Raw genomic sequence first — 23,707 nt, forward strand, 5'->3', positions numbered from 1 at the left:
GCCCGACCAGAGGCCCCCCAACATGGAGATGACGATGACCCGCACGCTGTCCGCCCTTGCCCTGATCCTGACCGCGACGCCCGGCCTTGCGCAGGAGCTGAACGCGCTTGTCTGGTGCGACCACACCGACCCCGCGCTGATCCGGCCCTTCGAGGAGAAGTTCGGCGTCAAGGTGAACCTCAAGGAGTATGAGGGCACGGCGGCCGGCCTGGCGATCCTTGACCAGTCGCAGCCCGGCGACTGGGACGTGCTGGTGATCGACGCGGTGGACGTGAAGCGCGCGGTCGAGGCCGGGCATCTGGCGGAACTGCCCGCCGACCAGCTGCCGACGGCGGATTTCTTCCCCGAACTGGTGATGGCCGAGAACAACACCGTGGGCGGCAAGACCTATGCCGTGACCGAGAAGTTCGGCTACAACACCGTCTCCTACGACAAATCCAAGGTCGATCCGGCGGACATGGAGGACATGGCCACCCTCACCTCGGGCAAGTATGACGGGCGGATCGGGATCTACGACTATTACCTGCCGGTGCTGGGTCTGGTGGCCCTGAGCCAGGGGATCAAGACCGCGGACATCACCGCCGAAAACCTCGGTGCGCTGCGCGAACCGCTGATGGCGCTGCGCAAGGCGTCCAAGCAGGTCTCCGAGGTGGTCGCGGCGCAGACGGCGCTGGCGACGGGCGAGGTCGATATCGTGGTCGGCGGTGGCGAATGGCTGACGGCGGTGCTGGCGACCGAGAACCCGAACCTCGACTGGACCATCCCGAAGCAGGGCGCGCTTCGCTGGGCGCAGTCGATCGGAGTGGTGGCGGGCTCCACCCAGCCCGACCTCGCGCTGGAATTCGTGAAATACATCGTCTCGCCGGAAGGTCAGGCGGCCCTTGCGACCTCGTCCTGCTACTGGGGCATGCCGGCGAACGCCAAGGCCGGCGAGGTGCTGAGCCCCGAGGCAAAGGCCGTCCTGCGCTGGGACCAGCAGCCCGACTTCCTGGCCCGCGCCCAGCTTTACCCGATCCCGGACGCGGCGCTTGATACCGCGATGCAGGACCTCTGGACCGAGATGCTGAACCAGTGAGTCTCGCCGCCCGCGACCGCCGTCTCGCCTGGGGCCTCATGGCCCCGGCCCTGCTCTGGACGGCTGCCTTCTTCGTCCTGCCCTTCCTGGGCATGATCGCGCTATCCTTCGCCCACATGGAGGGGCGGCAGGTCGTCCAAGGCTTTGACACGGGCAACTATGCCCGCATCTTCACCGACTGGACGATGCTGAAGGCGCTGATCAACAGCCTTGAGATCACGGCGGTCGTGACGGTGATCTCGGTCGTCCTCGCCTATCCCCTGGCCGCGATCATCGCCTTCCGGGTGCCCGCGCGCTGGCAAAGGCTGGCGCTGCTGATGGCGGTGCTGCCGTTCTGGACCTCTTACGTCGTGAGGTCTTATTCCTGGCCTCTGGTCCTCGGGCAGAACGGGGTGGTGAACCAGACGCTGCTGGGCCTCGGGCTGATCGCCGAGCCGGTGCAGATCGCCTCGACCCGGGCCGCGACGGTGGTCGGCTTCGTGCATTTCTTCGTGATGCTCCTGACGCTGACGATCTATGCCAACCTGATCCAGCTGTCGCCGAACTACGCCCGCGCCGCGCAGGACCTGGGCGCAAGCCGCTGGCAGACCTTCGTCCATGTCATCCTGCCCCTGACCCTGCCGGGCGTGGTGACCGGGGCCTTCCTGACCTTCGTCCTCTGCATCGGCGACTACATCACGCCGCAGATCCTGGGCGGCAACACGGAACTGACCCTGCCGCAGCTGATCATGCTGCAACTGGGCCGCAGCGGGAATTTTCCCCTGGCCTCGGCGCTGAGCGTGGTGCTGATGGCGGTGGTGACGCTGGCCTATTTTGCGAGCAGCCGCTGGTTGCGGCTGGACCGGGTATGATGGCCTGCCGCCAGCCCCCCACCCCCATCCCCTCCCCACAAGGGGGAGGGGAGGCGCTCTTTTCGTCGCGACCTTGCCATCTGTCCACCGTCGAAGCACTCCTGCGCCAGTTCCACCCGAGCCTCCCCTCCCCCGCCGCGGGGAGAGGATGGGGGTGGGGGGCCGGCGGCCTGAACGGAGGCACCTGATGCGCCTGCTCTCCTGGGCCTATCTCGCGGCGGCCTATGTCTTCGTCTTCCTGCCCGTCGCGGTGCTGGTCGTCTTCAGCTTCCAGGACGGCCGCCTGCCGGTGCCGCCCTTCCGGGGGGTCACGTTCGAGTGGTACGCCAAGGTCCTGTCCGACGGGAAACTGATGACGGCACTGGGAAATTCGCTGCTGGTCGCGGTGGTCTCCTCCACTGTCGCGCTCATCCTCGGCTTCCTCGCCGCCCATGCCCTGGCCCGTGTCCGCCTGCCGGGGTCCGCCCTGATGCGGGGGGTCCTGATCGCGCCCCTGACCGTCAGCTACCTGATCATCGCGCTCGGCCTTCTGAACCTCTTCACCCAGACCGGGGTACGCCTGTCCCTCTGGACCGCCGGGATCGGCCATGTCGTCATCAACCTTCCCCTCTGCTTCGCCATCACCTATGCCGCCATGGGCGACCACCAGCGGAACGCCGAACGCGCCGCCCGCGACCTTGGCGCGCCGGAGTGGAAGGTGCTTCTCCTGATCTCCGCCCCCATGCTGGCCGCGCCGCTCGCCGCCGCCTTCTTCCTGTCGGTCACCTTCTCCTGGGATGAATTCATCATCGCCTTCCTGCTGACGCGCTTCGACGTCACCCTGCCGGTGGAAATCTGGTCCATGCTCCGCTCGGGCCTGTCGCCCGCCACCAATGCGGTGGGCTCGCTCGTCTTCCTCGTCTCGGTGACGCTGGTGATCCTGCTTGAACTTCTCGTCTTCCGGAGGACGAAGTGACCGCCTCCGTCTCGATCCGTTCCGTCTCGCAACGCTATGGCACCGCTTTGGCGCTGAACGATGTCAGCCTCGACATCGCGGCGGGAGAGTTCGTCGTTCTTCTCGGCCCCTCGGGCTGCGGCAAGACCACGCTTCTGAACCTGATCGGCGGGTTCGCCGAGCCGACCTCGGGCCAGATCCTGATCGGCGGGCGCGACATGGCCGGTGTCGCGCCGAAGGACCGGCCGACGACGACCGTCTTTCAGGATTACGCGCTGTTTCCCCACATGTCGCTGCGCGACAACGTGGGGTTCGGTCTGCGCATGCGGGGCGTGCCCCGTGCCGACCGCGCGAAGAAGGCCGATGCGATGCTGGCGCTGGTGGGCCTCGAGGGGCGCGGCGACCGCCGTCCGCACGAACTGTCGGGCGGGCAGCGCCAGCGGGTGGCGCTGGCCCGGGCGCTGGCGGTGGAGCCTGACGTTCTCCTGCTGGACGAACCCCTGGGCGCGCTGGACCTGAAGCTGCGCCGCCAGATGCAGGATGAGCTGAAGGCGATCCAGCGCCGGGTGGGCACGACCTTCGTCCATGTCACCCACGACCAGGAGGAGGCCATGGCCATCGCCGACCGGATCGTGGTGATGAACCATGGCCGGATCGAGGATCACGGCCCCCCGCGCGAGGTCTATCTGCATCCGAAGACGCTCTTCACCGCCGGCTTCATGGGCGAGGTCAACCGGATCCCGGTCTCGGGCGGAAATGCCCCCTTCGGCCCGGTCCCGGTGGCGGATGGCATCCTCTGCATCCGGCCCGAGGCGATTTCGCCCACCGGCGCGCTGCGCCTCGGCCCCTGCACGGTGCAGGACGCGGCCTTCTTCGGGTCCTATGTTCGCGCCCATGTCAGCCCGCTGACCGCACCGGACTTGCGGCTGGTGGTGCATCTGCCGCAATCTCAGTTGGTTGAGGAGGGCCGCGTGCTGGACCTCGGCGCAGAGACCCATGTGGTGCTGTCGGAATGAGGGCGAAACCAGAAGACTGGTGGCGGGTGCGTGGGGTGGGCGATGGTGTCACCCATATCGACGAGCCGCATATCCGCGAGTTCTACCGCTGCAATGTCTGGCACGTCCGGGGCCGCGACAGCGACATGCTGGTGGACAGCGGCATGGGCGTGGTCTCCTTGCGCGAGCAGGTGCCGCTGTTCACCGAACGCCCGCTTCAGGCCGTGGCCAGCCACACCCATTTCGACCACATCGGCCTGCACCACGAATTTCCCTGCCGGCTCTGCCACGCCGCCGAAGCGCATCTGCTCCGCGCGCCGACGCGAGAGAACACACTTGCCGAGAACTATGTGACCGACGAGATCTTCACGACCCTGCCGCCCGAACCCTACCGGTCCGAGACTTACTCCGTCCGGGCCGCACCGGTCGGCCGCATCCTCTGGGACGGCGACGTGGTCGATCTTGGCGACCGGCAGTTCGAGGTGATCCACACCCCCGGCCATTCCCCCGGCGGCATCGCGCTCTGGGAGGCGGCGACGGGCATCCTGTTCTCGGGCGACATCGTCTATGACGGCGAGTTGATCGAGGGCACGAGCGACCTTGAACGCTGGCAGTACATCGCCTCCATGGAACGGCTGTTGCGGCTGCCGGTCCGGGTCGTCCACGGCGGCCATTTCCCGAGCTACTCGGGAGAGCGTCACCGCGAGATCATCCGCGACTGGCTGCGTCAGAAGGGACGCTGATGCCTGCATCCCGGAAACCCTCGCGGGGACGCAAAATTCTTCGCCGAAGAATTTTGCGCTCGCCTGACGGCGGGGCCCGCGCCATAACCGCGCCATGCTGCACATCACCGACACCCTGGCCATCGCCGAGTGGGAACTGAGCGAAAGCTTCATGCGCGCCTCGGGCCCCGGCGGGCAGAACGTCAACAAGGTCTCGACCGCCGTCGAGCTGCGGTTCGAGGCCGAGCGTTCGCCGCATCTGACGCCGGGGGTCAAGGCGCGGCTGAAGCGGCTGGCGGGGCGGCGCTGGACGACGGAAGGGGCCATCGTCCTCCAGGTGGACGAGACGCGCAGCCAGGCCCGCAACCGCGAGATCGCACGCGAAAGGCTCGTCGAACTGATCCGCGCCGCGCTGGTCGCGCCGAAACGGCGGATCGCGACCAAGCCGACGCTTGCCAGCCAGCGCCGCCGGGTCGCCGCCAAGACTGCGCGGGGCCAGGTCAAGGCCCTGCGCGGCAAGGTCGGGGACGAGGAATGACCCCGGCCGAGACCGCCGCGCAGGCCTGGGGCGGGCGCGTGCTGCGGCTGCTGCGCGACCGCGAGAACCATGTGTTCGAGATGGCCCTGCCCTCGGGCGCCCGCGCCGCGTTGCGGCTGCACCGGGCGGGCTATCAGTCCCCCGCCGCGATCCGCTCGGAACTCTGGTGGTGCGCCGAACTGGCCGCGGCCGGCTGTCCCGTGCCCGCCGCCCTGCCCGCGCTGGATGGCCGGCTTCTGGTGCCGCTGCCGGACGGCCGCCATGCCTCGGCGATCGCCTGGATGGAGGGCGAGGCCCTGGGCGAGGCAGCCCTGCCCTTCGCCCGCCCGCTGGTCGAGGTGCTGGACCTCTATCACGCCCTCGGCGCGCTCCTCGCCCGTGTGCACCGGGCGACCGATGCCCTGGTGCTGCCCGAGGATTTCACCCGCCCGCGCTGGGATCTTGCGGGGCTGGTCGGGGAAGACCCGCTCTGGGGCCGGTTCTGGGAGCATCCCGCTGCCAGCCCCGAGCAGCGCGCGGTCCTGATCCGCGCGCGGGATGCGCTGCGGGAGCGGCTGGCAGGCGATCTGGGGCTGATCCACGCCGATGTCCTGCGGGAGAACGTGCTGGTGAACGGGCGTTCGGTATCGCTGATCGACTTCGACGACGCGGGCTTCGGTTTCCGGCTTTACGACCTCGGCACCGCGCTGGTGCAGACCTGGGCGCATCACGAGCAGCCGCAGCTGCGCGCGGCGCTGATGGCGGGCTATGGCACGACCGATGGCGCGATGGTCGAGGCCTTCACCCTGGCCCGGACGCTGGCCTCGGTCGGCTGGACCATGCCGCGACTGGCGCCGGACGACCCGATCCACGCCAGCCACCTGGCCCGTGCGCTGCACTGCGCCCGCGCGGTACTGGGATGACCCGCCCAAGAATTTTCGCCGAAAATTCTTGGGCCTGCGCTAGACGACGACCTCGATTTCCTCCTGCTGGCCGACGCCGAACACCCGCTTGTAGCGTTCGATCTCCTCCGCCGGCCCCATGGCCTTTGCCGGATTGTCCGACAGCTTCACCGTCGGCCGCCCGTTCGCCGACAGCGCCTTGCAGACCAGGCTGAAGGGCGCCAGCGCGTCATCGGCCACGAGGCCGCGGAAATCGTTCGTCAGCATGGTGCCCCAGCCGAAGGACACCTTCACCCGGCCGTGGAAGCGGGCGTAGAGCTCCTCGATCTTCTCCACGTCCAGCCCGTCCGAGAAGATCACCAGCTTTTCCCGCGGGTCCTCGCCGCGCTCCTGCCACCAGCGGATGGCGGTTTCGGCGCCGCGCACCGGATCGCCGGAATCGATGCGGATGCCGGTCCATTTCGCCAGCCAGTCCGGGGCGTTCCGCAGAAAGCCCTCGGTGCCGTAGGTGTCCGGCAGCATGATCCGCAGGTTGCCGTCGTGTTCCTCGTGCCAGTCGGCCAGAACCTTGTAGGGCGCCTGCCGCAGCTCCTCGTCGGTATCGGCGAGGGCGCTGTAGACCATCGGCAATTCATGCGCATTGGTGCCGATCGCCTCGACATCGCGGTTCTTTGCGATCAGGCAGTTCGAGGTGCCGATGAAGCAGGGGCCGAGCCCCTCGATCATCGCCTGCACGCACCAGTCTTGCCAGAGGAACCCGTGCCGCCGCCGCGTGCCGAAATCGGCGATGCGCAGACCCTCGATCCGGCGCAGGCGATCGATCTTTTCCCACAGCCGGGTCATGGCGCGGGCGTAAAGCACCTGCAGCTCGAACCGGCCGAGGTGATGCAGCACCGCGCGGCTGCGCAATTCCATCAGCACCGAAAGGGCCGGGATCTCCCACAGCATGACCTCGGGCCAGCGGCCCTCGAAGGTCAGCTCGAACTGGCCATCGCGCCTTTCCAGATGATAGGCCGGCAGACGCAGGCCCTCGAACCATTCCATGAAATCGGAGCGGAACATCTGCCGCTTGCCGTAGAAGGTGTTCCCGCGCAGCCAGGTGCTTTCGCCGCGCGTAAGGGACAGCGAGCGCACATGGTCCAGCTGTTCACGCAGTTCCCCTTCGTCGATCAGCTCGGCCAGCCGCACCTTCGTCGAGCGGTTGATGAGGCTGAACACCACCGTCGTATCCGGCTTGTTGCGGAAAATAGACTGGCACATCAGAAGCTTGTAGAAGTCGGTGTCGATCAGCGACCGCACGATCGGGTCGATCTTCCACTTGTGGTTCCAGACCCGGGTCGCGATGTCCACCATGTCAATCCTCCAGCGCGACGCCGGCCGCGCGCATCCTGTCCCTCGCTTCGGCAAGGGAACCATTCAGGTCGATGGCACGGCAGGCGCCTTCCAGAACCGTGGCCTTGAACCCCAGCCGCGCCGCATCCAGCGCCGAATAGGCCACGCAGTAGTCGGTGGCGAGGCCGACCAGCGTGACCGATGTCACCCCCCGGCTGCGCAGGTAGCCTTCCAGCCCGGTGGCGGTGGCGTGGTCGTTCTCGAAGAAGGCGGAATAGCTGTCGATTTCGGCCCGAAAGCCTTTGCGGACAATAAGTTGCGCCGCATCAGTGCACAAACCCGGGTGGAAGGCCGCGCCTTCGGTGCCGATCACGCAATGCGTGGGCCAGAGCACCTGGGGGCCATAGGGCATCTGGATCAGGCTGAACGGGGCCGCGCCCGGATGGTTCGCGGCGAAGGAGGCATGGGCAGCCGGGTGCCAGTCCTGCGTCAGGACGACAGTCGCGAATTCGTCCATCAAGCCGTTGATCCGGCTGATGATCTCGTCGCCCCCCGCCACGGCCAGCGCTCCGCCGGGGCAGAAGTCGTTCTGCACGTCGATCACGATCAGCGCGTCGGTTGCGGGTCTCATGGCGGCCTCCGGGTGGTGATCTTCCCTGCGTAAGGGCCGGTCCGGGGTGCGTCAAGCGAAGCGCTTGAAATTCCGGGGGGATGGGCGCAAAGGGGGGCCATGCTGACCGTCGCGGCCCTCTATCATTTCACCCGTTTCCCTGACCCTGCTGCGCTGAAGCCGGGGCTGCTGGACGTCTGCACGGCGCATGGGGTCAGGGGGTCGCTGTTGCTCGCGCCCGAGGGGATCAACGGCACCATCGCGGGGACGCGGCAGGGGATCGACGCGGCGCTGGCGGCGGTGCGGGCGCTGCCGGGCTGCGCGGGGCTGGAGTGGAAGGAAAGCTTCGCCGAGATCATGCCCTTCGGGCGGATGAAGGTGAAGCTGAAGCGCGAGATCGTCACCATGGGCCAGCCGGACGTGGACCCGCTGGCGCGGGTTGGCCACTATGTGGCGCCGCGGGACTGGAACGCGCTGATCCGCGATCCTGATACCGTGGTGATCGACACCCGCAACGATTACGAAGTGGCGATCGGCACCTTCCAGGGCGCGGTGGACCCGGGGACGAAGGCCTTCGGCGAGTTTCCGGCCTGGTGGCAGGCCAACCGCGAAAGGTTCGCGGGCAAGCGGATCGCCATGTTCTGCACCGGCGGCATCCGCTGCGAGAAATCGACGAATTACCTTCTGGGTCAGGGACTCAACCAAGTCTATCACCTGAAGGGCGGGATCCTGAAATACCTCGAAGAGGTGCCCGAGGCGGAAAGCCTGTGGCAGGGGCAATGCTTCGTCTTCGACGACCGGGTGTCGGTCGGCCACGGGTTGCAGCCGGGGGGACTGAAGATCTGCGGGGCCTGCCGGCGACCGGTGACGGCAGAGGGCCAGGCGGACCCGGACTACGAGGACGGCGTCTGCTGCCCCGCCTGCGTCGGCGAGTATACGTCCGCGGACCGGGAACGGTTCCGGGAAAGGCACCGCCAGATGTTGCTGGCGGCCAAGCGCGGGACACAACATCTGGGGGGTGGTGGTGCGCTTTAGCGCACCCTACGCCGGTTCTACGCTGCTTTCTCGGCCAGCAGCTCCTGCACCATGGGAATGACCTTCTCGCCGTAAAGCCGGATGCAGTCCATCAGGTCGGCATGCGGCATCGGGCCGTTGGAATACTTGATGTCGAAGCGCTGGATGCCCAGGGTGCGGACGGTGCGGGCGATCTTGCGGGCGACGGTTTCCGGGCTGCCGACGAAGAGCGCGCCGTGGGCGATCTCGGCCAGGTAGCGGTCCTTGGTGACCGGAGGCCAGCCACGCTCGCGCCCGATACGTCCGAACATCTCGGCGTAGTGCGGCCAGAGCTTCTCCTGGGCGAGTTCGTCGGTGGAGGCGATGAAGCCGGGGGAATGGGCGCCGATGGGCCGGACGGGGCGGCCAAGCTGGGCACAGGCGCGGTGGTAGAGGTCGATGTAGGGCGCGAAGCGGCCCGGATCGCCGCCGATGATGGCCAGCACCAGTTGCAGGTCCTGCCGCACCACGCGCACCACGCTTTCCGGGCTGCCGCCCACGCCGACCCAGACCGTCATCGGCTGGCTGAGCGGCGGGACGACGAGAGCGTCCTGCAGCGGGCTGCGGGTCCGACCGGACCAGGTGACGCGGGGCTCGCGCAGCAGGCGGGCAAGGATTTCAAGGCGTTCCTCGAAGAGCTGGTCGTAGTCGCCGAGGTCATGCCCGAAGAGCGCATAACTTTCGGTGAAGGAGCCGCGCCCCAGGATCGGTTCGGCCCTTCCGTTCGACAGGGCATGCAGGGTGGAGAACCGCTGGAACACCCGCACCGGATCGTCGGTGGACAGCACCGTGACCGCGGTGCCGAGCCTGATGCTCCGGGTGCGGCCCGCGATGCCGGCCAGCACGATTTCCGGCGCCGAGATCGCGAAATCGGGGCGGTGGTGCTCACCCAACCCGATGAAATCTATGCCGAGTTCATCGGCGAGGACTGCCTGCTCCACGACCTCGCGCAGCACGCGGTCCATGGGTTGCAGCTGGCCATCGGGGCCAAGAGTCACGTCGCCAAACGTGTCGAGGCCGAGGGAAATGGGGGTCATGGCGGGCTCCTTTGCGGGGAAGCTAGGGAATGGTTGACCGGAAATGAACGCGGATTTCGAGAGAGGCTGCGTTGGAGGGCGCACAGGACGGGCCAAGCCCTTGCGAACGCGGGATTAATCCGGCGGGTCGGGCCGATGTCCCGCGTCTGGCATCCGTCTGGCATGCGTCGGGCATGCGTCGGGCGGGCCGCCCGCCCGAGGCTTGCGTTAACCTTGACCCGCGAATCATGGAATGCGCGATGACCCAGCCCGAGATGCTGGCCCTGCGGATGGGCCTCGATATCCCCGACTTCGAGCGAGACGGCTATTATGGCGCCGGCTACGGCACGATGAAGCCCTTTCACCGGGTCGGTAGCCTTCTGTTCCTGTCCGGCCATGTGGCGCAGGCGGGCAGCGAGATCACCCACAGGGGCCGGCTGGGCGCGGGGCTGACGGTCGAGGAGGGCTATCAGGCGGCGCGGCGGACGGGGCTGAACGTGCTGGGCGGGATCCGGCAGGCGGTGGGCTCGCTGGACCGGGTGAAGGGGATCGTGCGGAGCCTGAACTTCGTGGTCTGCACGCCGGAGTTCGAGGAGGTGCACAAGGTGTCGAGCGGCTTGTCGGACCTGTTCGTCGAGGTCTTCGGACCGGAGCGGGGCCTTGGCGGGCGGGCGACGATCGGGGTCATGGCGCTGGCCGGCGGAGTCTGTTTCGAGACCTGGGTCACGGTCGAGGTGGAGTAGGGTCGCGCCTTTGCGCGGCCGGCGGAGCGGGGGGTTTCACACCCCCCGCGCCCCCCGTGGAGTATTTGCGAAAGGGCAAGTGCCGTCAGGGGGTGTGGTCGAGGCAAGGCTGCGGCTCTGGGGCGCGGCGCTGGAACAGGTCTGCGAAGCGGCCGAGGAGGGAGCGCCAGCTGCGCAGGCGGGACTGGTGCAGGCCTTCGGCCAGCGCGATGCGGTGGTGGGCATGGGGGTCCTTCGGCCGGCCGTCCGGGTGGTGGGGGGTGCAGCGCAGAAGGTCGAGGTTGACGCCGTGCATGGCTTTCGTCCCGTGGTGGATCAGGTCTTGGATATGCCATCGAATCTGCGAATATCCGACTCAGCAATTTCCGCGGGACGAAAGTTGAACTTACATGTCGCGCTGGCGTGACCTGCCGCCCCTGTCCATGCTGCGGGCCTTCGACGCCACCGCGCGGGCCGGCAGTTTCGCCGAGGCCGGGCGGGTGCTGAACGTGACCCATGCCGCCGTGACCCAGGCGGTGCGGGCGCTGGAGGGCGAGTTGGGCGTGCAGCTCGTGCGCCGGGCGGGGCGCACGGTGGCGCTGACCGAAGCGGGGGCGGCGCTGGCGCGGGCGCTCGACGAGGGGTTCGGGCGGGTGGAGGCGGGCATCGCCGCGCTGCGGGAGCACGAGGCGCGGCGCGTGGTGCGGGTCACCACCACGACCTTCATCGCCGAGACCCATATCATGCCGCGCCTGCCCGGGTTCTGGGCCGCGCATCCCGGCGTCGAGGTCGCCCTGTCGCCCAGTCCCGAGAAGCTGGACCTGGCCCGCGAGGGCTTTGACCTGGCGATCCGCGCCCTGTCGGACGGCTGGGAAGAGACGGCGGACGAGGAGATCCGGCCGCTCTGCCGGTCGCCGGTGATCGCGGTCTGTGCGCCCTCGCTGCTGGCGACCGGGCTGCATCCGCAGGACATGCCCTGGGTGATGGGAGTGGACCGGCATCTGGATCTTGCCGAGGTGGCGGGCACCGGCCTCGACCCTGCCCGTTTGCGGCGGGTGGAGGTCGGCAGCCCGCATCTGGAAATGTCGGCCTGCCGGCAGGGGCTGGGCGCGGCCACGGCGACCGAGATCATCTGCCGCGCCGATCTGGAGGCCGGGCGGCTGGTGCGGCTGCCCCTGTCCGGCCTGCCGGTCGTGACCTATGCGCTGGTCCTGCCCAGGGGCCCGCGCCGACCGGCGGTGGATGCCTTCGCAGGCTGGCTGACGGCGATCTTCTGAGTCGGGGCCGGTGGCCCCACCCACCCTCTCCCTCCCCCACGAGGGGGGAGGGAAGCGCCCGGCTGGCCCTGTCAGGCTCTGTCGCGCACGATCAGGTGGTTGCCCTCGCCCTTCAGCACCTCGAAGCGGCCGGTGCGTTTCAGGAGGTCGGAGAGTTTCTGGCAGCCGTAGCTGCGGCTGTCGAAATCGGGGTAGAGCTGGGTCAGCACCTGGCCCAGGACGCCGAGGGAATAGCTGTCCTCCTCGATCCCGATCTTCTTCATCGCGGCAAGGACCAGGGGGATGGCCTTGGACGGCGGGTCCTTCTCGGCCTTGGCCGGTTCCTTCGCGGGCTTCGCCGGCCCCGGCGCCTCGGGCGCGGGTTCGGGCGGGTTGGCGATGTTTTCCAGGAACAGGAAGCGGTTGCACACGTTGCGCAGCGATTCCGGCGTCTTCTTCTCGCCCACGCCGATCACCTGCAGCCCGTCCTCGCGGATGCGGGAGGCCAGGCGGGTGAAGTCGCTGTCGGAGGAGACCAGCACGAAGCCATCGACCTTGCCGGCATGCAGGATGTCCATCGCGTCGATGACGAGGCCGATGTCGGAGGCGTTCTTGCCCTTCGTGTTGGCGGATTGCTGGTGCATGACGAGGCCAAGATTGCGGGCCTTTTCCTTCCATTGGCCCAGCGCCTGCGAGGACCAGTCGCCATAGACCCGGCGCACCGAGGGTTCGCCATAGGCGGCGAGTTCGTCCAGCACCGCCTCGATATGGCGGGCGGGGATGTTGTCGGCGTCGATCAGGACGGCAAGGCGCAGGGCGCGGGGGTCTGCGGGCATGAAGGGCTCCTCTCGTCTGCCCCTTTGTGGCCGAGAGGGGGCGGCAAGGAAAGCGCAATCGCGAGGTTGACTTGGGTCGATCCGCGGGCGAAATCGCCTGCGGAAGGCCAGGACGGACGGATGATCGGTGGATTGCAGATGTTGCGCGGGGTGGCCGCGACACTGGTCGTGCTGTTCCACCTTCAGGCCGCTGCGGTGGCCGAGGGGCAGGATCCGGGGCTCCTGCGCTGGTTCCATGGTGGCGAGGCCGGGGTGGACGCGTTCTTCGTCCTTTCGGGCTTTGTCATCTTCCACGCGGCCATGGGCCGGCAGGACCGGGGCGCGGCCTGGTTCCTGCGGCAGAGGTTCTGGCGGATCATGCCGCCCTACTGGGCCGCGCTGGGGCTGACCCTGATGGCAATGGCGGGGCTGGCGATCCTGCGCGGCGACTGGTCGGCCTGGCCGGACGGGTGGAGCCTGGTGGTCTCGGTCCTTCTGCTGCCGCTGCCGGATCAGGTGATGGCGGTGGCCTGGACGCTGACGGTAGAGGGGCTGTTCTACCTGGTCTTCGCCGCCAGCTTCTTCCGATTCGGCGCGCGAGGGGCGATGCTGGCGCTGATCGGCTGGGCGCTGGTGACGCAGGGGCTGAAGCTTGCGCAAGTGCCGCTGCCCGGCTGGCTGGGGCTGATCCTCTATTCCGGGGTCGTCGAGTTCCTGTTTGGCGGGCTGATCGCACTGGCCCTTGCGGCCGGCTGGCGGCGGGGGGCGGGGCTGGCGGTGCTGTCAGGCGCGCTGGGGTTGGCGGCGGTGGTGACGGGCCTCCTGCCCCTTGCCTGGGGAAGGGAATGGGTGGCGGGGCTGCCCTCGGCGGCACTGGTCTACGGGCTGGCAGCCGGCGGCTGGCGGATGCCGGGCTGGACCCTGGTCTGGGGCGAAGCATCCTATCTGCTTTACCTCCTGCATCTTCTGGTCTTTTCGGTCGCCGGAACGCTCTTGCGCATGGCCGGGGTCGCTCCTTACGGCTCGCTCGTGCCCATGCTGGCGCTTGGCGTGCTGGCAACGGCCGTCTCGGTCGCGGCGACGCTTTGGGTGGAGCGTCCCTATCGTGCCTGGGCGAAGAGGCACTAGCTGTCGGGCGCGTCCTTGCAGCGCGGTCCCGTCAGCATGGCTTGCAGCCGGTCGATCCGGGCGATGTCGGTATCCGAGATCACGAACATCGCCGCATCGATCCGGGCATTCAGATAAGGCTCCACGGCAAGTTCGTTGCAGATGAGCAGCCGGCCCGTTTCGCCCACGTGGGCCCCGGTCAGGGCGGCCATGGCCGGGTGGAGCCGCCCGGCAAGCCGGATCACCAGTGCCGCCCCGCGGCTGCCGTCGTTCACCCGGCGGACCGAGCGGATGTCCTCGGCCACCACGTTCAGGCTGTCGGAACCGAAGATCAGCGAGATCCGGAATGGTTCGGCACATGCAGCGCCGGCAAGAAGGGCGAAGGCCAAGCAGACGGCGGCGATCGGGCGGTGCATCGGGGGGGTTCCTCTTCCTGCCCCGTGTCTTTGGAGGAAGGTTAGCTCGGCCGGGCGTCGTGGCAAGCCGGGCGCGGATCAGGCGACCAGCGCGGCGGCGCTGGCGCCGAGCGCCGTCAGCGCCGCGTCTGGCGACAGGGACAGGATCAGTCCGCGCTGGCCGGCGTTGATCCAGACGCGGGAGGCGGTGCAGGCGGTCGCCTCGAAAACGATGGGCACCGGGCGTTTCTGGCCGAAGGGCGAGATGCCGCCGACGTGGTAGCCGGTCAGCCTCTCTGCCTTGGGCACCGGCATCATCGCGGCCGTTCTGGCCCCGAACGCGGCGGCGACGCGCTTCATCGAAAGCTGGCGGCCGGCCGGGATCACGCAGCAGGCCGGGCGCCCGTCCACCTCGACCATCAGCGTCTTGAGCATCACGGCGGGGTCGATCCCCAGCGCCTCGGCGGCTTGCAGCCCGGTGGCCTCGGCCTTGGGGTCGTAGGCGTAGGGATGCAGCGTGACCTCGATCCCAAGGGCAGCCAGCGCGCGGAGGGCGGGGGTGGCGGACATGGACCTATCCCATGACCGAACTTGCGACATGCGGCCCGAAGATCCGGGCCTGGGTCAGCACGACGGCGTAGAAGGCCCAGTGCAGCGCGAAGGCGGCCGCAAGACCGAAGCGGGCTCGCAGGATCAGCCGGGGCAGCAGGGCGCCGAACAGCGTGGCGCCCAGCAGGAACACGATCACCGCACGCGGCGGGATGCCCGAAAAGGCCAGCAGGATATGCATGCCGCCGAACAGGAGGGCCGAGAACAGCGTGATGGTCCGCAACGGCAGTCCGTCCAGCGACAGGCTGACGATCATCGCCAGGACCAGGAGCTGCTGGAACAGGATCTCGACCGTCTTGGGGAAGAAATAGGCGGGCGTGGCGACCAGAAGGTCGGGCGGTTCGCCCAGATCGGCGGGCCAGCTGGCCTTGGGCAGCGCAGGAAGGCCCCAGCGCAGGAAGGCCAGGGCCAGGGCGAAGGTGCCGGTCCAGATCACCGCCGCCAGCACCCGGTTCCGCCAGGTCGGCCAGGGCCCGTCGGCATTCCAGCGGCTGTAGAGCGGCCAGAACACGATCGCGGCCAGGCCGGACCAGAACAGGTAGAAGGCCGCGACCGGCATCGGGTTCATGTTGTAGTCGTTGCCGATGCCCAGCGCAGGCAGGCCGAAATAGTAGCCGAGGTCCGAAACCAGCCAGAACGCGGCCAGCCAGCCCAGCACCCGCACCTGCCGGCGCTTCCATGGGCCCGGTCCGGGTGCGACGGACACCGGCAGGCGCGGCCTTGTCAATACACCACCACCGAGCGGATCGACTTGCCCTGATGCATCAGGTCGAAGCCCTTGTTGATCTCGTCCAGCGTCAGGATGTGGGTGATCATCGGGTCGATCTGGATCTTGCCGTCCATGTACCAGTCCACGATCTTCGGCACATCCGTCCGACCCCGCGCGCCGCCGAAGGCGGTGCCTTTCCAGACGCGGCCGGTGACCAGCTGGAAGGGGCGCGTCTCGATGGTCGCCCCGGCGGGCGCCACGCCGATCACGATCGACTGACCCCAGCCGCGATGAGTGCATTCCAGCGCCGCCCGCATGACCTTGACATTGCCGGTGCAGTCGAAGCTGTAGTCCACCCCGCCGATCTTGTCGAAGGGCGTCTTCGTCATGTTGACGATATGCGGGACGATGTCGCCCTCGATCTTCGTCGGGTTGACGAAATGGGTCATGCCGAAGCGGCGCCCCCATTCCTCCTTGTCGTCGTTGATGTCGATGCCGATGATCTTGTCGGCGCCCGCCAGCTTCAGCCCCTGGATCACATTCAGCCCGATCCCGCCCAGGCCGAAGACCGCCGCCGTCGCCCCGGCCTCGACATTGGCGGTGTTCAGCACCGCGCCGACCCCGGTGGTCACGCCGCAGCCGATGTAGCAGATCTTGTCGAAGGGCGCGTCCTCGCGCACCTTGGCCAGCGCGATTTCCGGCAGCACCGTGTGGTTGGCGAAGGTCGAGCAGCCCATGTAGTGGTAGATCGGCGTGCCGTCGAGCATCGAGAACCGCGTCGTCCCGTCGGGCATCAGCCCCTTTCCTTGCGTGTCGCGGATCGCGGTGCAGAGGTTGGTCTTGCGGCTCAGGCAGGAGGGACATTCCCGGCATTCCGGGGTGTAGAGCGGGATGACGTGATCCCCCGGCTTCAGCGTCTTGACGCCGGGACCGCATTTCACCACCACGCCCGCGCCTTCGTGGCCGAGGATCGCGGGGAAGATGCCTTCGGGGTCGGCGCCCGACAGGGTGAATTCGTCGGTGTGGCAGATGCCGGTGGCCTTGATCTCGACCAGAACCTCGCCCTCTTTCGGGTCGTCGAGGTTCACTTCCATGATCTGCAACGGTTTTCCGGCGGCGACGGCGACGGCGGCACGGGTGCGCATCTGGTTTTCCCTCCCTTATGGTCCAGGCCAAGGTGTGCCAGACTGGCGGCGAACGCAATTCAGGAAACGACCATGAGACATGCGATTGTCGCCCTAACCCTTGCCGCGCCGCTTCTGTCGGCCTGCGTCGAGCCGCTGCCCGCCCCGGTCGATCCCGGCCCGGATGCCTGCGGCGCGAGCCAGTTCCAGTATCTGGTCGGCAAGCCCGGCGTCCTGCTGGACGGGATGCGCTTCAGCCAGGAGGTGCGGGTGATCCAGCACGGGATGGCGGTGACGATGGACTATCGCGCCGACCGGCTGAACTTCTGGCTCGACCGCCGCGACGTGATCGAGCGGGTCGTCTGTGGCTGACCGCCGGGCACATATGGGTGCGGGCCTGCTGGCGGCGGGCCTGCTGGCGGCCTGCGTGGCCGCAGAGCCGCCCGTGCCGACACCCCCGCCGCCGTCCGGGCCGGACGCCTGCGGCGCCTCGGGGATGCAGGATCTGGTCGGCCGGAACCGCTCGGTCCTGGCGGCGATGACGCTGCCAGCCGGCACCCGGGTGATCGAACCGGGCATGCCGGTCACCGAGGATTACAGCCCGCAGCGACTGAACCTCGACCTCGACGCGCGCGGGCGAATAGTCCGGGTCTGGTGCGGATGAGAAAGGCCCCGGTCGGCTGACCGGGGCCCTCTGTTTCGCGTCGGTGCAGCGGTTACTGCTTCATCACGCGATAGGTGGTGTGGCAGTCCTTGCAGGCTCCGCCCAGCGCGCCCATCCCTGCGCCGATCGTTTCGGCCGAGGCGACATCCATCGCCCCCGCCGCATCGCCCATGGCCTTGGCCTTGGTCAGGAAGTCCTCCCAGTTCGCCCAGATCTCGGGCTTGGCTTCCGAGGCCGGATCCGCGCCGCCCTGGTCCTTGAAGGTTTCCTCGATCTTGGCCGCGGCCTCGATCAGCGCGGCCTTGGCGCCTTCGGCGGCGGCAGCATCATAGGCGGCCTCGCCCTTGGCCATGCCGCCGAGGATGCCGGTGTTCTTGCCGACGATCTTCATCAGGTCCGACCGCGCGATGGCGTTCGGGTCGGTGCGGTCTCCTTCGGCGAAGGCTGCCCCTGCGGTCAGGACTGCGCCGATAACGATGGCTTTGACAAACTTCATCTGCTGGCTCCCTCGCTGGCCTGGTCCGCGCACTATAGGCGCGGCATTCCGTCGCGGAAGCCGGCGCGTTGTGCTCTCACGCACTTGTCATCTGCGGCGGTGTGCGCCTCGACAGGCTCGCAGTTCGGTGGCACTCCTGGAACGTAAAGTGAACAAATGAGTCGCACATGTCCGGCCGTCGCATCCTGTCGCTGTGGTTTCCGCGGCTGGCCGCCGAGCGGGTCATGCGGCGGCGCCAGGATGCGGTGCCGGTGCCGCTGGCCGTGGTGGGGGACCGCAACGGCGCGCAGGTGCTGGTGTCGCTTTCGGCCGAGGCCGAGGCGGCGGGCCTCTCTGCCGGCCAGCCCTTGCGCGATGCCACCGCGATCTGCCCGGCGCTGCTGACCGTCGCCGCCGATCCCCCGGCCGAGGCGCAGTTCCTGCTTTCCCTGCGCCGCTGGGCCGGGCGCCTGTCGCCTTGGGTGGCCGAAGAGCCGCCGGCGGGGCTGATGATCGACCTGACGGGGGCGGCGCATCTGCATGGCGGAGAAGAGGGGGTGCTGGCCCGGGTGGCCGAGGACTGCGAGGGCCTCGGCCTGACGGTGCGCGCGGCGATCGCCGACACGCCCGGCGCGGCCTGGGCGCTGGCGCGGTATGGCGGGGCGCGGGTGGCGCCGCTGCGCTCGGGCGACGCCATCGAGCAGGAGGCGCGGGCAACCCGGTCCCGCGCGGCGAAACGCCGGGGCTGGGAACGGGGCGGCGGCCCGCCGCGCGTGGTGGCCGCGCGCGGGGCCGAGGCGGCGGTGATCGCCCCGCCCGGAAGGCTCTACGAGGCGCTGGCCGACCTGCCCCTGGCCGCGCTGCGCCTGCCGGGCGACGTGGTGGACCGGCTGACCCGCCTCGGCCTGCGCCGAGTGGGCGAGATCGCGGGAATCCCCCGCGCCGCCCTTGCCCGCCGCTTCGGCGCCGACACGCTGCGCCGGCTGGATCAGGCCCTGGGAATGGAGCCCGAGCCCGTCAGCCCCGCGCGCCCGCCGATGCATTTCGCGGTGCGGCTGACCCTGCCCGACCCGATCGGCCTGCGCTCGGATGTCGAGGCGGCGCTCGACCGCCTGCTGCCGCCCTTCTGCGACAAGCTGCGCGCCCGGGGTCGCGGAGTGCGGCGCGTCCTGTTCCAGGGCTTCCGCGCCGATGGCGGCGTGGCCTCGGTCGAGGTCGGGCTGGCGCGGGCGACCGACAGCCCCGACCGGATCCGTCCGCTGTTGCACCTCAAGCTCGACCAGATCGACGCGGGCTTTGGCATCGACTGCCTGCGGCTCGAGGCGCTGGCGACCGAGGCGGTCAGCCCCGTCCAGCATCGCGGGCAGATCGCGGTCACGGAACAGGCGTTGGCGGGGGCCTCCCCCGCGCCGGGGCAGGCGCTGGAGGATCTGATCGGCCGCCTGGGCGCCCGGCTGGGGACCGAAGCCGTGCTGCGCCTGCACCCGGCCGACAGCCATGTGCCCGCGAAGGCCGCCAGGGTGCTGATGGCCGCCTGGAGCCAGCCGCATGACGGCCCCTGGCCCGCCCCCGCCGCCCCCCGCCCGCTGGTCATGTTCCGCCCCGAGCCGGTCGAGGCACCCGAAACCCCCGACCCGCCCGCCCGTTTCCGCTGGCGCCGGCGCGATTTTGCCCTGCGCATGGCGGCAGGGCCGGAACGGCTGCAACCGGAATGGTGGCTGGAGGATCCCGACTGGCGCGGCGGCGCCCGCGACTACTGGCGGGTAGAGACCGAGGGGGGCGAAAGGCTCTGGCTGTTCTACGGCCGAGGCGGGGCGGTGACCGACAGATGGTACTGCGAGGGGGTTTTCTCCTGACCGCCGAGACCGGAATTCGCAGGACCCACGGACCCACGCCATGCGGCCACTGTTACGATCTCCGCAGGAAATCGTTTCCGGATAAAGACTTGCGACATGGCGGCATCCATGGGAACCATGGGCCCGGAGGAGCCGATTGAAGTCCAGTTCCCGCATTTCGGTCCAGCAGACCCAGCGCATGGCGCTGACCACCGGGCTTGCGGCCTCGATCCGCATCCTGCGCGCCGATGCCGCGGGCCTGTCCCGCTATCTCGAGGAACAGGCGGCCGAGAACCCGCAGATCATCCTCACCCGCCCCCAGGTGCAGGAATGGATCCCGCGCTGGCGCACCGCCTTCGCCGCGGATGCCGAGCGCCCCGAACAGGCGGCCGCGGGGCCAAGCCTCGTCGGCCATGTCCTGTCGGTGATCGAGGCCCTGCGCCTGGACCCGGCCGAGACCCGCATCGCCATGGCGCTCGCCGAGGCGCTGGAACCCTCGGGCTGGCTCGGCCGCCCGCCGGCCGCCGTCGCCGCAGAACTGGGTGTCGGGGTCGCTGCGGTCGATGGCGTGCTGACCCGCCTGCAAAGGCAGGCCGAGCCGACCGGGCTGTTCGCCCGCAACCTGGCTGACTGCCTGCGGCTTCAGGCCGAGGAGGCGGGCGAACTGGACCGGGCGATGGTGTCGCTCCTTGACCGGCTGGACCTCCTGGCCAGGGGCGAGATCGACCGCATCGCCCGGGAGGCGGGGCTGGACCCGGCCGAACTTCGCGCGGCCTTCGGGCGGCTGCGCAGCTATGATCCGAAGCCCGGCGCGGGATTCGAGCCCTACGCCGCCCCGGTGCGTGAACCCGACCTGATCGCCGAGAAGGGCGCCTCGGGCTGGATCGTGTCGCTGAACCGATCCGCCCTGCCCTCGGTCTCGGTCGCCGAGGGTCGGGGCAAGGGCCGGGCCGAGGCGCGCGCACTGATCAAGATGATCGAGGGGCGGAACGCCACTCTGCTGTCCGTCGGGCAAGAGATCCTGACCCGCCAGACCGCCGCGCTGGAGGCGGGCCTCGGCGCGCTGCAACCGATGACCATGGCCGAGGTCGGCACCGCGCTTGGCCTGCACGAAAGCACCGTCAGCCGGGTCGTGGCCGGCACCGCGGTCGATACGCCGCGCGGCACCTGGTGGCTGCGCAGCCTCTTCACCCGCGCCGCGCAGGAGGGCGGGCCCTCCGCCGGGGCGCTGCGCGACCGGCTTGCCCGGCTGGTGGCCGCCGAGGACCCCGACCATCCCCTCTCCGACGAGGCGCTGGCCGAGGCGCTGGCCGAGGGCGGCGCGCCCATCGCCCGGCGCACGGTGGCGAAATACCGGGCGATGCTGAACCTGCCCCCCGCCCATCGGCGCCGGCGGCGGGCCTGATGTCGTTTCCGGGGCTGACAGCGGCGGCAAGCTCGTCTAGCTGGCAGGGAACGGGGCAGGTTCAGGGGCGGCAATGGCCTATTTTCTGGGTGTCGATACCGGGGGCACCTATACCGATGCGGTGATCCTCGACGAGGCGGCGAATGTCGTCCTCGGCAAGGCCAAGGCGCTGACCTCGCGGCAGGACCTGGCCATCGGCATCGGCCAGGCGGTCGATGCCGCCATCGCCGCCGCCGGGGTCCGGCCCGCCGATGTGGCGCTGGTATCGCTGTCCACCACGCTTGCCACCAACGCGCTGGTCGAGGGCCAGGGCGCGCGCGTGGCGCTGGTCTTCATCGGCTTCGACGACGCCGACCTGACCCGCGCCGGGTTGACCGAGGCGCTGAAGGGCGATCCCGTGGTGCGCCTGCCCGGCGGACATACCCATGCCGGGACCGAGGTCGCGGCCCTGGACCTGTCGCTTCTCGAACTGATGGTGCGGGAGCTAGGCGACGAGGTCTCGGGCTTTGCCGTCGCCGCCCAGTTCGCCACCCGCAACCCGGCGCATGAGGTGGCCGCCCGCGACCTGATCCGCCGCGTCACGGGCCGGCCGGTGACCTGTTCGCACGAGTTGTCGGCCAACCTCAACGGCCCGAAGCGCGCGCTGACGGCCGTGCTGAACGCCCGGCTTATCGGCATGATCGACCGGTTGGTGGCGGCCTGCGAGCGTCACCTTTTGCAGGTGGGCATCGACGCGCCGCTGATGGTGGTGCGTGGCGACGGGGCGCTGATTTCCGCCGCCATGGTCCGCGAACGCCCGATCGAGACCATCCTCTCCGGCCCCGCCGCAAGCATCGTCGGCGCGCGCTGGCTGACCGGGGCGCAGGATGCGCTGGTGTCCGACATCGGCGGCACGACGACCGATGTCGCGCTCCTCCGCGACGGGCTGCCCGAGATCGACCCCCTGGGCGCCCGCGTCGGCGGCTTCCGCACCATGGTCGAGGCGGTGGCGATGCGCACCACGGGCCTTGGCGGCGACAGCGAGGTGCATCTGGTGACCGAGGGGCTGAAGGGCGGCCTGCGCCTTGGCCCGCGGCGGCTGATGCCGGTCTCGCTTCTGGCGGTGGAGCATGGGCCGATGGTCCATGCCGCGCTGGACCGCTGGCTTTCGTCCGAGGCGGTGGGCGAGATGGACGGGCGTTTCGTCGTCCCCATGACCGGCCAGCGCGGGGGGCTGAACGCTCGCGATCTGGCGGTGCTGGACCGGATCACCGCGCCGATGCCGATGGCGAACGCGCTCACCTCGCGGCTGGAGGTCGCTGCGCTGGAACGGCTGGTGGCGCGGGGCCTCGTGATGATTTCGGGCGTCACGCCCTCGGATGCGGCGCATGTGCTGGGGCGGCTCGACAGCTGGGACGGGGCGGCGGCGGAAAAGGCGCTGCGGCTGATCGCCAGGCGGCGGACCGGGGCGGGCGAGCGGTTCGCCACTGGGCCGGAGGCCTTTGCGCAGGCCGTGGTGGACCAGCTGACCCGGCAGACCGTCGATTGCCTGCTTGAGGCCGCCTTCGGCGAGGATGCGGCCTTCGCGGGCGAAGACCCGCAGGCCCTTGCCCGCCACAGCCTGACCACGGCGGGCCTCGGCCAGCATCGCGGCGTGGTCGAGGTTTCCCTCAGGCTCGGCGTGCCGGTGATCGGCCTTGGCGCCTCGGCCCCGTCCTACTATGGCGCGGTGGGCGAACGGCTGAACTGCCCGATGATCCTGCCCGCCCACGCCGGAGTGGCCAATGCCATCGGCGCGGTGGCCGGCCAGGTCAGCCAGCGCGCGACCGGCATCGTCACCTCGCCCGCCGAGGGCCGCTTCGTCGCGCATCTGGCCGAGGGCTTGCAGACCTTTGCCAGCGCCGAGGCCGCGCTTGCCGCGCTGGAGGCGGCGCTGGTCGCCGAGGCTTCGGCCCGCGCGAAGGCCGCCGGCGCCGTCGATCTGCGCGTGGGTGTCGAGCGCGAGGTGAAGGAGGTCGAGATCGAGGGCCGGCAGATGTTCATCGAGGCCCGTGTCACCGCCACCGCCTCGGGCCGGCCGCGCGTCGCGCGCTGAGGCGGCGACCGGGGGACCCAAAATTCTTCGACGAAGAATTTTGGGTGGCGCGGCGACGCGGGCGATTCACCCTTGACCTCTGCCGCCGCCCCCCTTAATCCGCCGAGCCGTGGCTAGGTAGCTCAGCTGGTTAGAGCGTGCGACTCATAATCGCAAGGTCGAGGGTTCGAGTCCCTCCCTCGCCACCATTCTTTCCCTCCCGGTCCGACCTCTCCGCCCGCTGCCGCAAGCCGCGATCCGGGTGTCGCTTTCCGTCTTGCGCCAGGGTCCGATCGGGCGCAGAGATGGGGCGATGGTTCCCGGCACGGCGCAAAGCGCAGTCGGGTGAAAAGGGAACGGGGTGAGGTGTAGGCATCAGCCGCCAAGTCCCCGACTGCCCCCGCAACTGTAAGCGGCGAGCGACCCCCCGAAGCCACTGGCGATCAGCCGGGAAGGCGGGGGAGAGCCGAGACCCGCGAAGTCAGGAGACCTGCCATCGAAACCAGAAACCACCGGGCGGGGTGCCCCGGA

26 protein-coding genes, 1 tRNA gene and 1 riboswitch are annotated in these 23,707 nt (G+C 69.4%); of the genes, 17 read left to right on the forward strand and 10 right to left on the reverse strand.

What is annotated here, in order from left to right; genetic code table 11:
* The first annotated feature begins 34 nt into the window (after window positions 1–34).
* The 7 genes from FL625_RS10965 (at window position 35) to FL625_RS10995 (ending at window position 6,017) form a co-directional block, all read left to right on the forward strand.
* Window positions 35–1,075 carry a polyamine ABC transporter substrate-binding protein gene (locus FL625_RS10965; protein ID WP_235019382.1) on the forward strand — a complete coding sequence of 347 codons (1,041 nt, stop codon included), beginning with the start codon at window positions 35–37 and terminating at the stop codon, window positions 1,073–1,075.
* Window positions 1,072–1,926: an ABC transporter permease gene (locus FL625_RS10970; protein ID WP_235019383.1), complete on the forward strand. Its 855-nt coding sequence runs from the start codon at window positions 1,072–1,074 to the stop codon at window positions 1,924–1,926. The genes FL625_RS10965 and FL625_RS10970 overlap by 4 nt, the downstream gene beginning before the upstream one ends.
* Window positions 1,927–2,113: 187 nt before the next feature.
* Window positions 2,114–2,881: an ABC transporter permease gene (locus tag FL625_RS10975; RefSeq protein WP_149588712.1), complete on the forward strand. Its 768-nt coding sequence runs from the start codon at window positions 2,114–2,116 to the stop codon at window positions 2,879–2,881.
* Window positions 2,878–3,876, forward strand: coding sequence for an ABC transporter ATP-binding protein (locus FL625_RS18570; protein WP_149588713.1), 999 nt, complete (start codon window positions 2,878–2,880; stop codon window positions 3,874–3,876). The genes FL625_RS10975 and FL625_RS18570 overlap by 4 nt, the downstream gene beginning before the upstream one ends.
* On the forward strand, window positions 3,873–4,598 hold the full coding sequence (locus FL625_RS10985) for an MBL fold metallo-hydrolase (protein WP_149588714.1): 726 nt from the start codon (window positions 3,873–3,875) through the stop codon (window positions 4,596–4,598). The genes FL625_RS18570 and FL625_RS10985 overlap by 4 nt, the downstream gene beginning before the upstream one ends.
* A gap of 94 nt (window positions 4,599–4,692) precedes the next feature.
* Window positions 4,693–5,115 (forward strand): alternative ribosome rescue aminoacyl-tRNA hydrolase ArfB, encoded by a 423-nt coding sequence (arfB, locus tag FL625_RS10990; RefSeq protein WP_149588715.1) that lies wholly within the window; start codon window positions 4,693–4,695, stop codon window positions 5,113–5,115.
* The gene (locus tag FL625_RS10995; RefSeq protein ID WP_149588716.1) at window positions 5,112–6,017 is read left to right on the forward strand and encodes a phosphotransferase enzyme family protein; all 906 of its coding nucleotides are present in this window, start codon (window positions 5,112–5,114) and stop codon (window positions 6,015–6,017) included. Before arfB ends, FL625_RS10995 begins: the two co-directional genes overlap by 4 nt.
* A gap of 39 nt (window positions 6,018–6,056) precedes the next feature.
* On the opposite strand, the gene pncB is transcribed toward FL625_RS10995, so the two are convergent.
* The gene (gene pncB, locus FL625_RS11000; protein WP_149588717.1) at window positions 6,057–7,349 is read right to left on the reverse strand and encodes a nicotinate phosphoribosyltransferase; all 1,293 of its coding nucleotides are present in this window, start codon (window positions 7,347–7,349) and stop codon (window positions 6,057–6,059) included.
* Window position 7,350: 1 nt separating this feature from the next.
* Window positions 7,351–7,959 carry a bifunctional nicotinamidase/pyrazinamidase gene (pncA, locus tag FL625_RS11005; protein WP_149588718.1) on the reverse strand — a complete coding sequence of 203 codons (609 nt, stop codon included), beginning with the start codon at window positions 7,957–7,959 and terminating at the stop codon, window positions 7,351–7,353.
* Between the two features lie 99 nt (window positions 7,960–8,058).
* On the opposite strand from pncA, the gene trhO reads away from it, so the two are divergent.
* Window positions 8,059–8,973, forward strand: coding sequence for an oxygen-dependent tRNA uridine(34) hydroxylase TrhO (trhO, locus tag FL625_RS11010; RefSeq protein WP_149588719.1), 915 nt, complete (start codon window positions 8,059–8,061; stop codon window positions 8,971–8,973).
* A 17-nt stretch (window positions 8,974–8,990) separates the two neighbouring features.
* On the opposite strand, the gene FL625_RS11015 is transcribed toward trhO, so the two are convergent.
* On the reverse strand, window positions 8,991–10,028 hold the full coding sequence (locus FL625_RS11015; protein ID WP_149588720.1) for an LLM class flavin-dependent oxidoreductase: 1,038 nt from the start codon (window positions 10,026–10,028) through the stop codon (window positions 8,991–8,993).
* A 239-nt stretch (window positions 10,029–10,267) separates the two neighbouring features.
* Here FL625_RS11015 and FL625_RS11020 point away from each other — a divergent pair, with 239 nt between their 5' ends.
* A complete protein-coding gene (locus FL625_RS11020) occupies window positions 10,268–10,750 on the forward strand; it encodes a RidA family protein (protein WP_149588721.1) in 483 nt (160 codons plus the stop codon).
* A gap of 85 nt (window positions 10,751–10,835) precedes the next feature.
* Here FL625_RS11020 and FL625_RS11025 read toward each other — a convergent pair whose 3' ends face one another.
* Window positions 10,836–11,045 carry a hypothetical protein gene (locus tag FL625_RS11025; RefSeq protein ID WP_149588722.1) on the reverse strand — a complete coding sequence of 70 codons (210 nt, stop codon included), beginning with the start codon at window positions 11,043–11,045 and terminating at the stop codon, window positions 10,836–10,838.
* A gap of 94 nt (window positions 11,046–11,139) precedes the next feature.
* Between FL625_RS11025 and FL625_RS11030 the strand changes: the two genes are divergently transcribed.
* Complete coding sequence (locus FL625_RS11030; protein WP_149588723.1) at window positions 11,140–12,006, forward strand: LysR family transcriptional regulator; 867 nt, start codon at window positions 11,140–11,142, stop codon at window positions 12,004–12,006.
* 71 nt (window positions 12,007–12,077) lie between these two features.
* Here FL625_RS11030 and FL625_RS11035 read toward each other — a convergent pair whose 3' ends face one another.
* Window positions 12,078–12,821, reverse strand: coding sequence for an NYN domain-containing protein (locus tag FL625_RS11035; protein WP_149588724.1), 744 nt, complete (start codon window positions 12,819–12,821; stop codon window positions 12,078–12,080).
* Between the two features lie 120 nt (window positions 12,822–12,941).
* Between FL625_RS11035 and FL625_RS11040 the strand changes: the two genes are divergently transcribed.
* Complete coding sequence (locus FL625_RS11040; protein WP_160147769.1) at window positions 12,942–13,928, forward strand: acyltransferase family protein; 987 nt, start codon at window positions 12,942–12,944, stop codon at window positions 13,926–13,928.
* On the opposite strand, the gene FL625_RS11045 is transcribed toward FL625_RS11040, so the two are convergent.
* The 4 genes from FL625_RS11045 to FL625_RS11060 form a co-directional block, all read right to left on the reverse strand.
* The gene (locus FL625_RS11045; protein WP_149588726.1) at window positions 13,925–14,323 is read right to left on the reverse strand and encodes a hypothetical protein; all 399 of its coding nucleotides are present in this window, start codon (window positions 14,321–14,323) and stop codon (window positions 13,925–13,927) included. The two genes, FL625_RS11040 and FL625_RS11045, sit on opposite strands and share 4 nt — an antisense overlap.
* A gap of 78 nt (window positions 14,324–14,401) precedes the next feature.
* On the reverse strand, window positions 14,402–14,872 hold the full coding sequence (locus FL625_RS11050) for an aminoacyl-tRNA deacylase (protein ID WP_149588727.1): 471 nt from the start codon (window positions 14,870–14,872) through the stop codon (window positions 14,402–14,404).
* Window positions 14,873–14,876: 4 nt separating this feature from the next.
* Window positions 14,877–15,617, reverse strand: coding sequence for a hypothetical protein (locus FL625_RS11055; protein ID WP_149588728.1), 741 nt, complete (start codon window positions 15,615–15,617; stop codon window positions 14,877–14,879).
* A 17-nt stretch (window positions 15,618–15,634) separates the two neighbouring features.
* Window positions 15,635–16,765, reverse strand: a complete 1,131-nt coding sequence (locus FL625_RS11060) for an S-(hydroxymethyl)glutathione dehydrogenase/class III alcohol dehydrogenase (RefSeq protein WP_149588729.1) — start codon at window positions 16,763–16,765, stop codon at window positions 15,635–15,637.
* Between the two features lie 72 nt (window positions 16,766–16,837).
* Between FL625_RS11060 and FL625_RS11065 the strand changes: the two genes are divergently transcribed.
* Window positions 16,838–17,116: an I78 family peptidase inhibitor gene (locus FL625_RS11065; RefSeq protein ID WP_149588730.1), complete on the forward strand. Its 279-nt coding sequence runs from the start codon at window positions 16,838–16,840 to the stop codon at window positions 17,114–17,116.
* 13 nt (window positions 17,117–17,129) lie between these two features.
* Window positions 17,130–17,408 (forward strand): I78 family peptidase inhibitor, encoded by a 279-nt coding sequence (locus FL625_RS11070; RefSeq protein WP_149588775.1) that lies wholly within the window; start codon window positions 17,130–17,132, stop codon window positions 17,406–17,408.
* A 52-nt stretch (window positions 17,409–17,460) separates the two neighbouring features.
* Here the strand turns inward: FL625_RS11070 and FL625_RS11075 are convergent, their stop codons facing one another.
* Complete coding sequence (locus FL625_RS11075) at window positions 17,461–17,904, reverse strand: cytochrome c (RefSeq protein ID WP_149588731.1); 444 nt, start codon at window positions 17,902–17,904, stop codon at window positions 17,461–17,463.
* A gap of 167 nt (window positions 17,905–18,071) precedes the next feature.
* On the opposite strand from FL625_RS11075, the gene FL625_RS11080 reads away from it, so the two are divergent.
* The 4 genes from FL625_RS11080 to FL625_RS11095 all read left to right on the forward strand — a co-directional run bounded on the left by FL625_RS11080 (window position 18,072) and on the right by FL625_RS11095 (window position 23,385).
* On the forward strand, window positions 18,072–19,739 hold the full coding sequence (locus FL625_RS11080) for a Y-family DNA polymerase (protein WP_149588732.1): 1,668 nt from the start codon (window positions 18,072–18,074) through the stop codon (window positions 19,737–19,739).
* A 136-nt stretch (window positions 19,740–19,875) separates the two neighbouring features.
* A complete protein-coding gene (gene rpoN, locus FL625_RS11085; protein ID WP_149588733.1) occupies window positions 19,876–21,123 on the forward strand; it encodes an RNA polymerase factor sigma-54 in 1,248 nt (415 codons plus the stop codon).
* A 73-nt stretch (window positions 21,124–21,196) separates the two neighbouring features.
* Entirely contained in the window at window positions 21,197–23,197 is a 2,001-nt protein-coding gene (locus FL625_RS11090; RefSeq protein WP_149588734.1) for a hydantoinase/oxoprolinase N-terminal domain-containing protein, read from the forward strand.
* A 111-nt stretch (window positions 23,198–23,308) separates the two neighbouring features.
* Window positions 23,309–23,385, forward strand: a tRNA-Met gene (locus tag FL625_RS11095).
* Between the two features lie 88 nt (window positions 23,386–23,473).
* Window positions 23,474–23,688, forward strand: a riboswitch (cobalamin riboswitch).
* Window positions 23,689–23,707 lie beyond the last annotated feature (19 nt).

This window comes from Tabrizicola flagellatus, from assembly GCF_008271465.1.
Classification (GTDB): domain Bacteria; phylum Pseudomonadota; class Alphaproteobacteria; order Rhodobacterales; family Rhodobacteraceae; genus Tabrizicola; species Tabrizicola flagellata.

Excerpts from the sequence above, each read along its gene's own strand:
- FL625_RS10965 (WP_235019382.1), top strand. The coding sequence starts at position 35 with ATGACCCGCACGCTGTCCGCCCTTGCCCTGATCCTGACCGCGACGCCC.
- FL625_RS10975 (WP_149588712.1), top strand. The coding sequence starts at position 2,114 with ATGCGCCTGCTCTCCTGGGCCTATCTCGCGGCGGCCTATGTCTTCGTC.
- FL625_RS10985 (WP_149588714.1), top strand. The coding sequence starts at position 3,873 with ATGAGGGCGAAACCAGAAGACTGGTGGCGGGTGCGTGGGGTGGGCGAT.
- arfB (WP_149588715.1), top strand. The coding sequence starts at position 4,693 with ATGCTGCACATCACCGACACCCTGGCCATCGCCGAGTGGGAACTGAGC.
- FL625_RS10995 (WP_149588716.1), top strand. The coding sequence starts at position 5,112 with ATGACCCCGGCCGAGACCGCCGCGCAGGCCTGGGGCGGGCGCGTGCTG.
- pncB (WP_149588717.1), bottom strand. The coding sequence starts at position 7,349 with ATGGTGGACATCGCGACCCGGGTCTGGAACCACAAGTGGAAGATCGAC.
- pncA (WP_149588718.1), bottom strand. The coding sequence starts at position 7,959 with ATGAGACCCGCAACCGACGCGCTGATCGTGATCGACGTGCAGAACGAC.
- trhO (WP_149588719.1), top strand. The coding sequence starts at position 8,059 with ATGCTGACCGTCGCGGCCCTCTATCATTTCACCCGTTTCCCTGACCCT.
- FL625_RS11015 (WP_149588720.1), bottom strand. The coding sequence starts at position 10,028 with ATGACCCCCATTTCCCTCGGCCTCGACACGTTTGGCGACGTGACTCTT.
- FL625_RS11020 (WP_149588721.1), top strand. The coding sequence starts at position 10,268 with ATGACCCAGCCCGAGATGCTGGCCCTGCGGATGGGCCTCGATATCCCC.
- FL625_RS11025 (WP_149588722.1), bottom strand. The coding sequence starts at position 11,045 with ATGCACGGCGTCAACCTCGACCTTCTGCGCTGCACCCCCCACCACCCG.
- FL625_RS11030 (WP_149588723.1), top strand. The coding sequence starts at position 11,140 with ATGTCGCGCTGGCGTGACCTGCCGCCCCTGTCCATGCTGCGGGCCTTC.
- FL625_RS11035 (WP_149588724.1), bottom strand. The coding sequence starts at position 12,821 with ATGCCCGCAGACCCCCGCGCCCTGCGCCTTGCCGTCCTGATCGACGCC.
- FL625_RS11040 (WP_160147769.1), top strand. The coding sequence starts at position 12,942 with ATGATCGGTGGATTGCAGATGTTGCGCGGGGTGGCCGCGACACTGGTC.
- FL625_RS11045 (WP_149588726.1), bottom strand. The coding sequence starts at position 14,323 with ATGCACCGCCCGATCGCCGCCGTCTGCTTGGCCTTCGCCCTTCTTGCC.
- FL625_RS11050 (WP_149588727.1), bottom strand. The coding sequence starts at position 14,872 with ATGTCCGCCACCCCCGCCCTCCGCGCGCTGGCTGCCCTTGGGATCGAG.
- FL625_RS11060 (WP_149588729.1), bottom strand. The coding sequence starts at position 16,765 with ATGCGCACCCGTGCCGCCGTCGCCGTCGCCGCCGGAAAACCGTTGCAG.
- FL625_RS11065 (WP_149588730.1), top strand. The coding sequence starts at position 16,838 with ATGAGACATGCGATTGTCGCCCTAACCCTTGCCGCGCCGCTTCTGTCG.
- FL625_RS11070 (WP_149588775.1), top strand. The coding sequence starts at position 17,130 with ATGGGTGCGGGCCTGCTGGCGGCGGGCCTGCTGGCGGCCTGCGTGGCC.
- FL625_RS11075 (WP_149588731.1), bottom strand. The coding sequence starts at position 17,904 with ATGAAGTTTGTCAAAGCCATCGTTATCGGCGCAGTCCTGACCGCAGGG.
- FL625_RS11080 (WP_149588732.1), top strand. The coding sequence starts at position 18,072 with ATGTCCGGCCGTCGCATCCTGTCGCTGTGGTTTCCGCGGCTGGCCGCC.
- FL625_RS11090 (WP_149588734.1), top strand. The coding sequence starts at position 21,197 with ATGGCCTATTTTCTGGGTGTCGATACCGGGGGCACCTATACCGATGCG.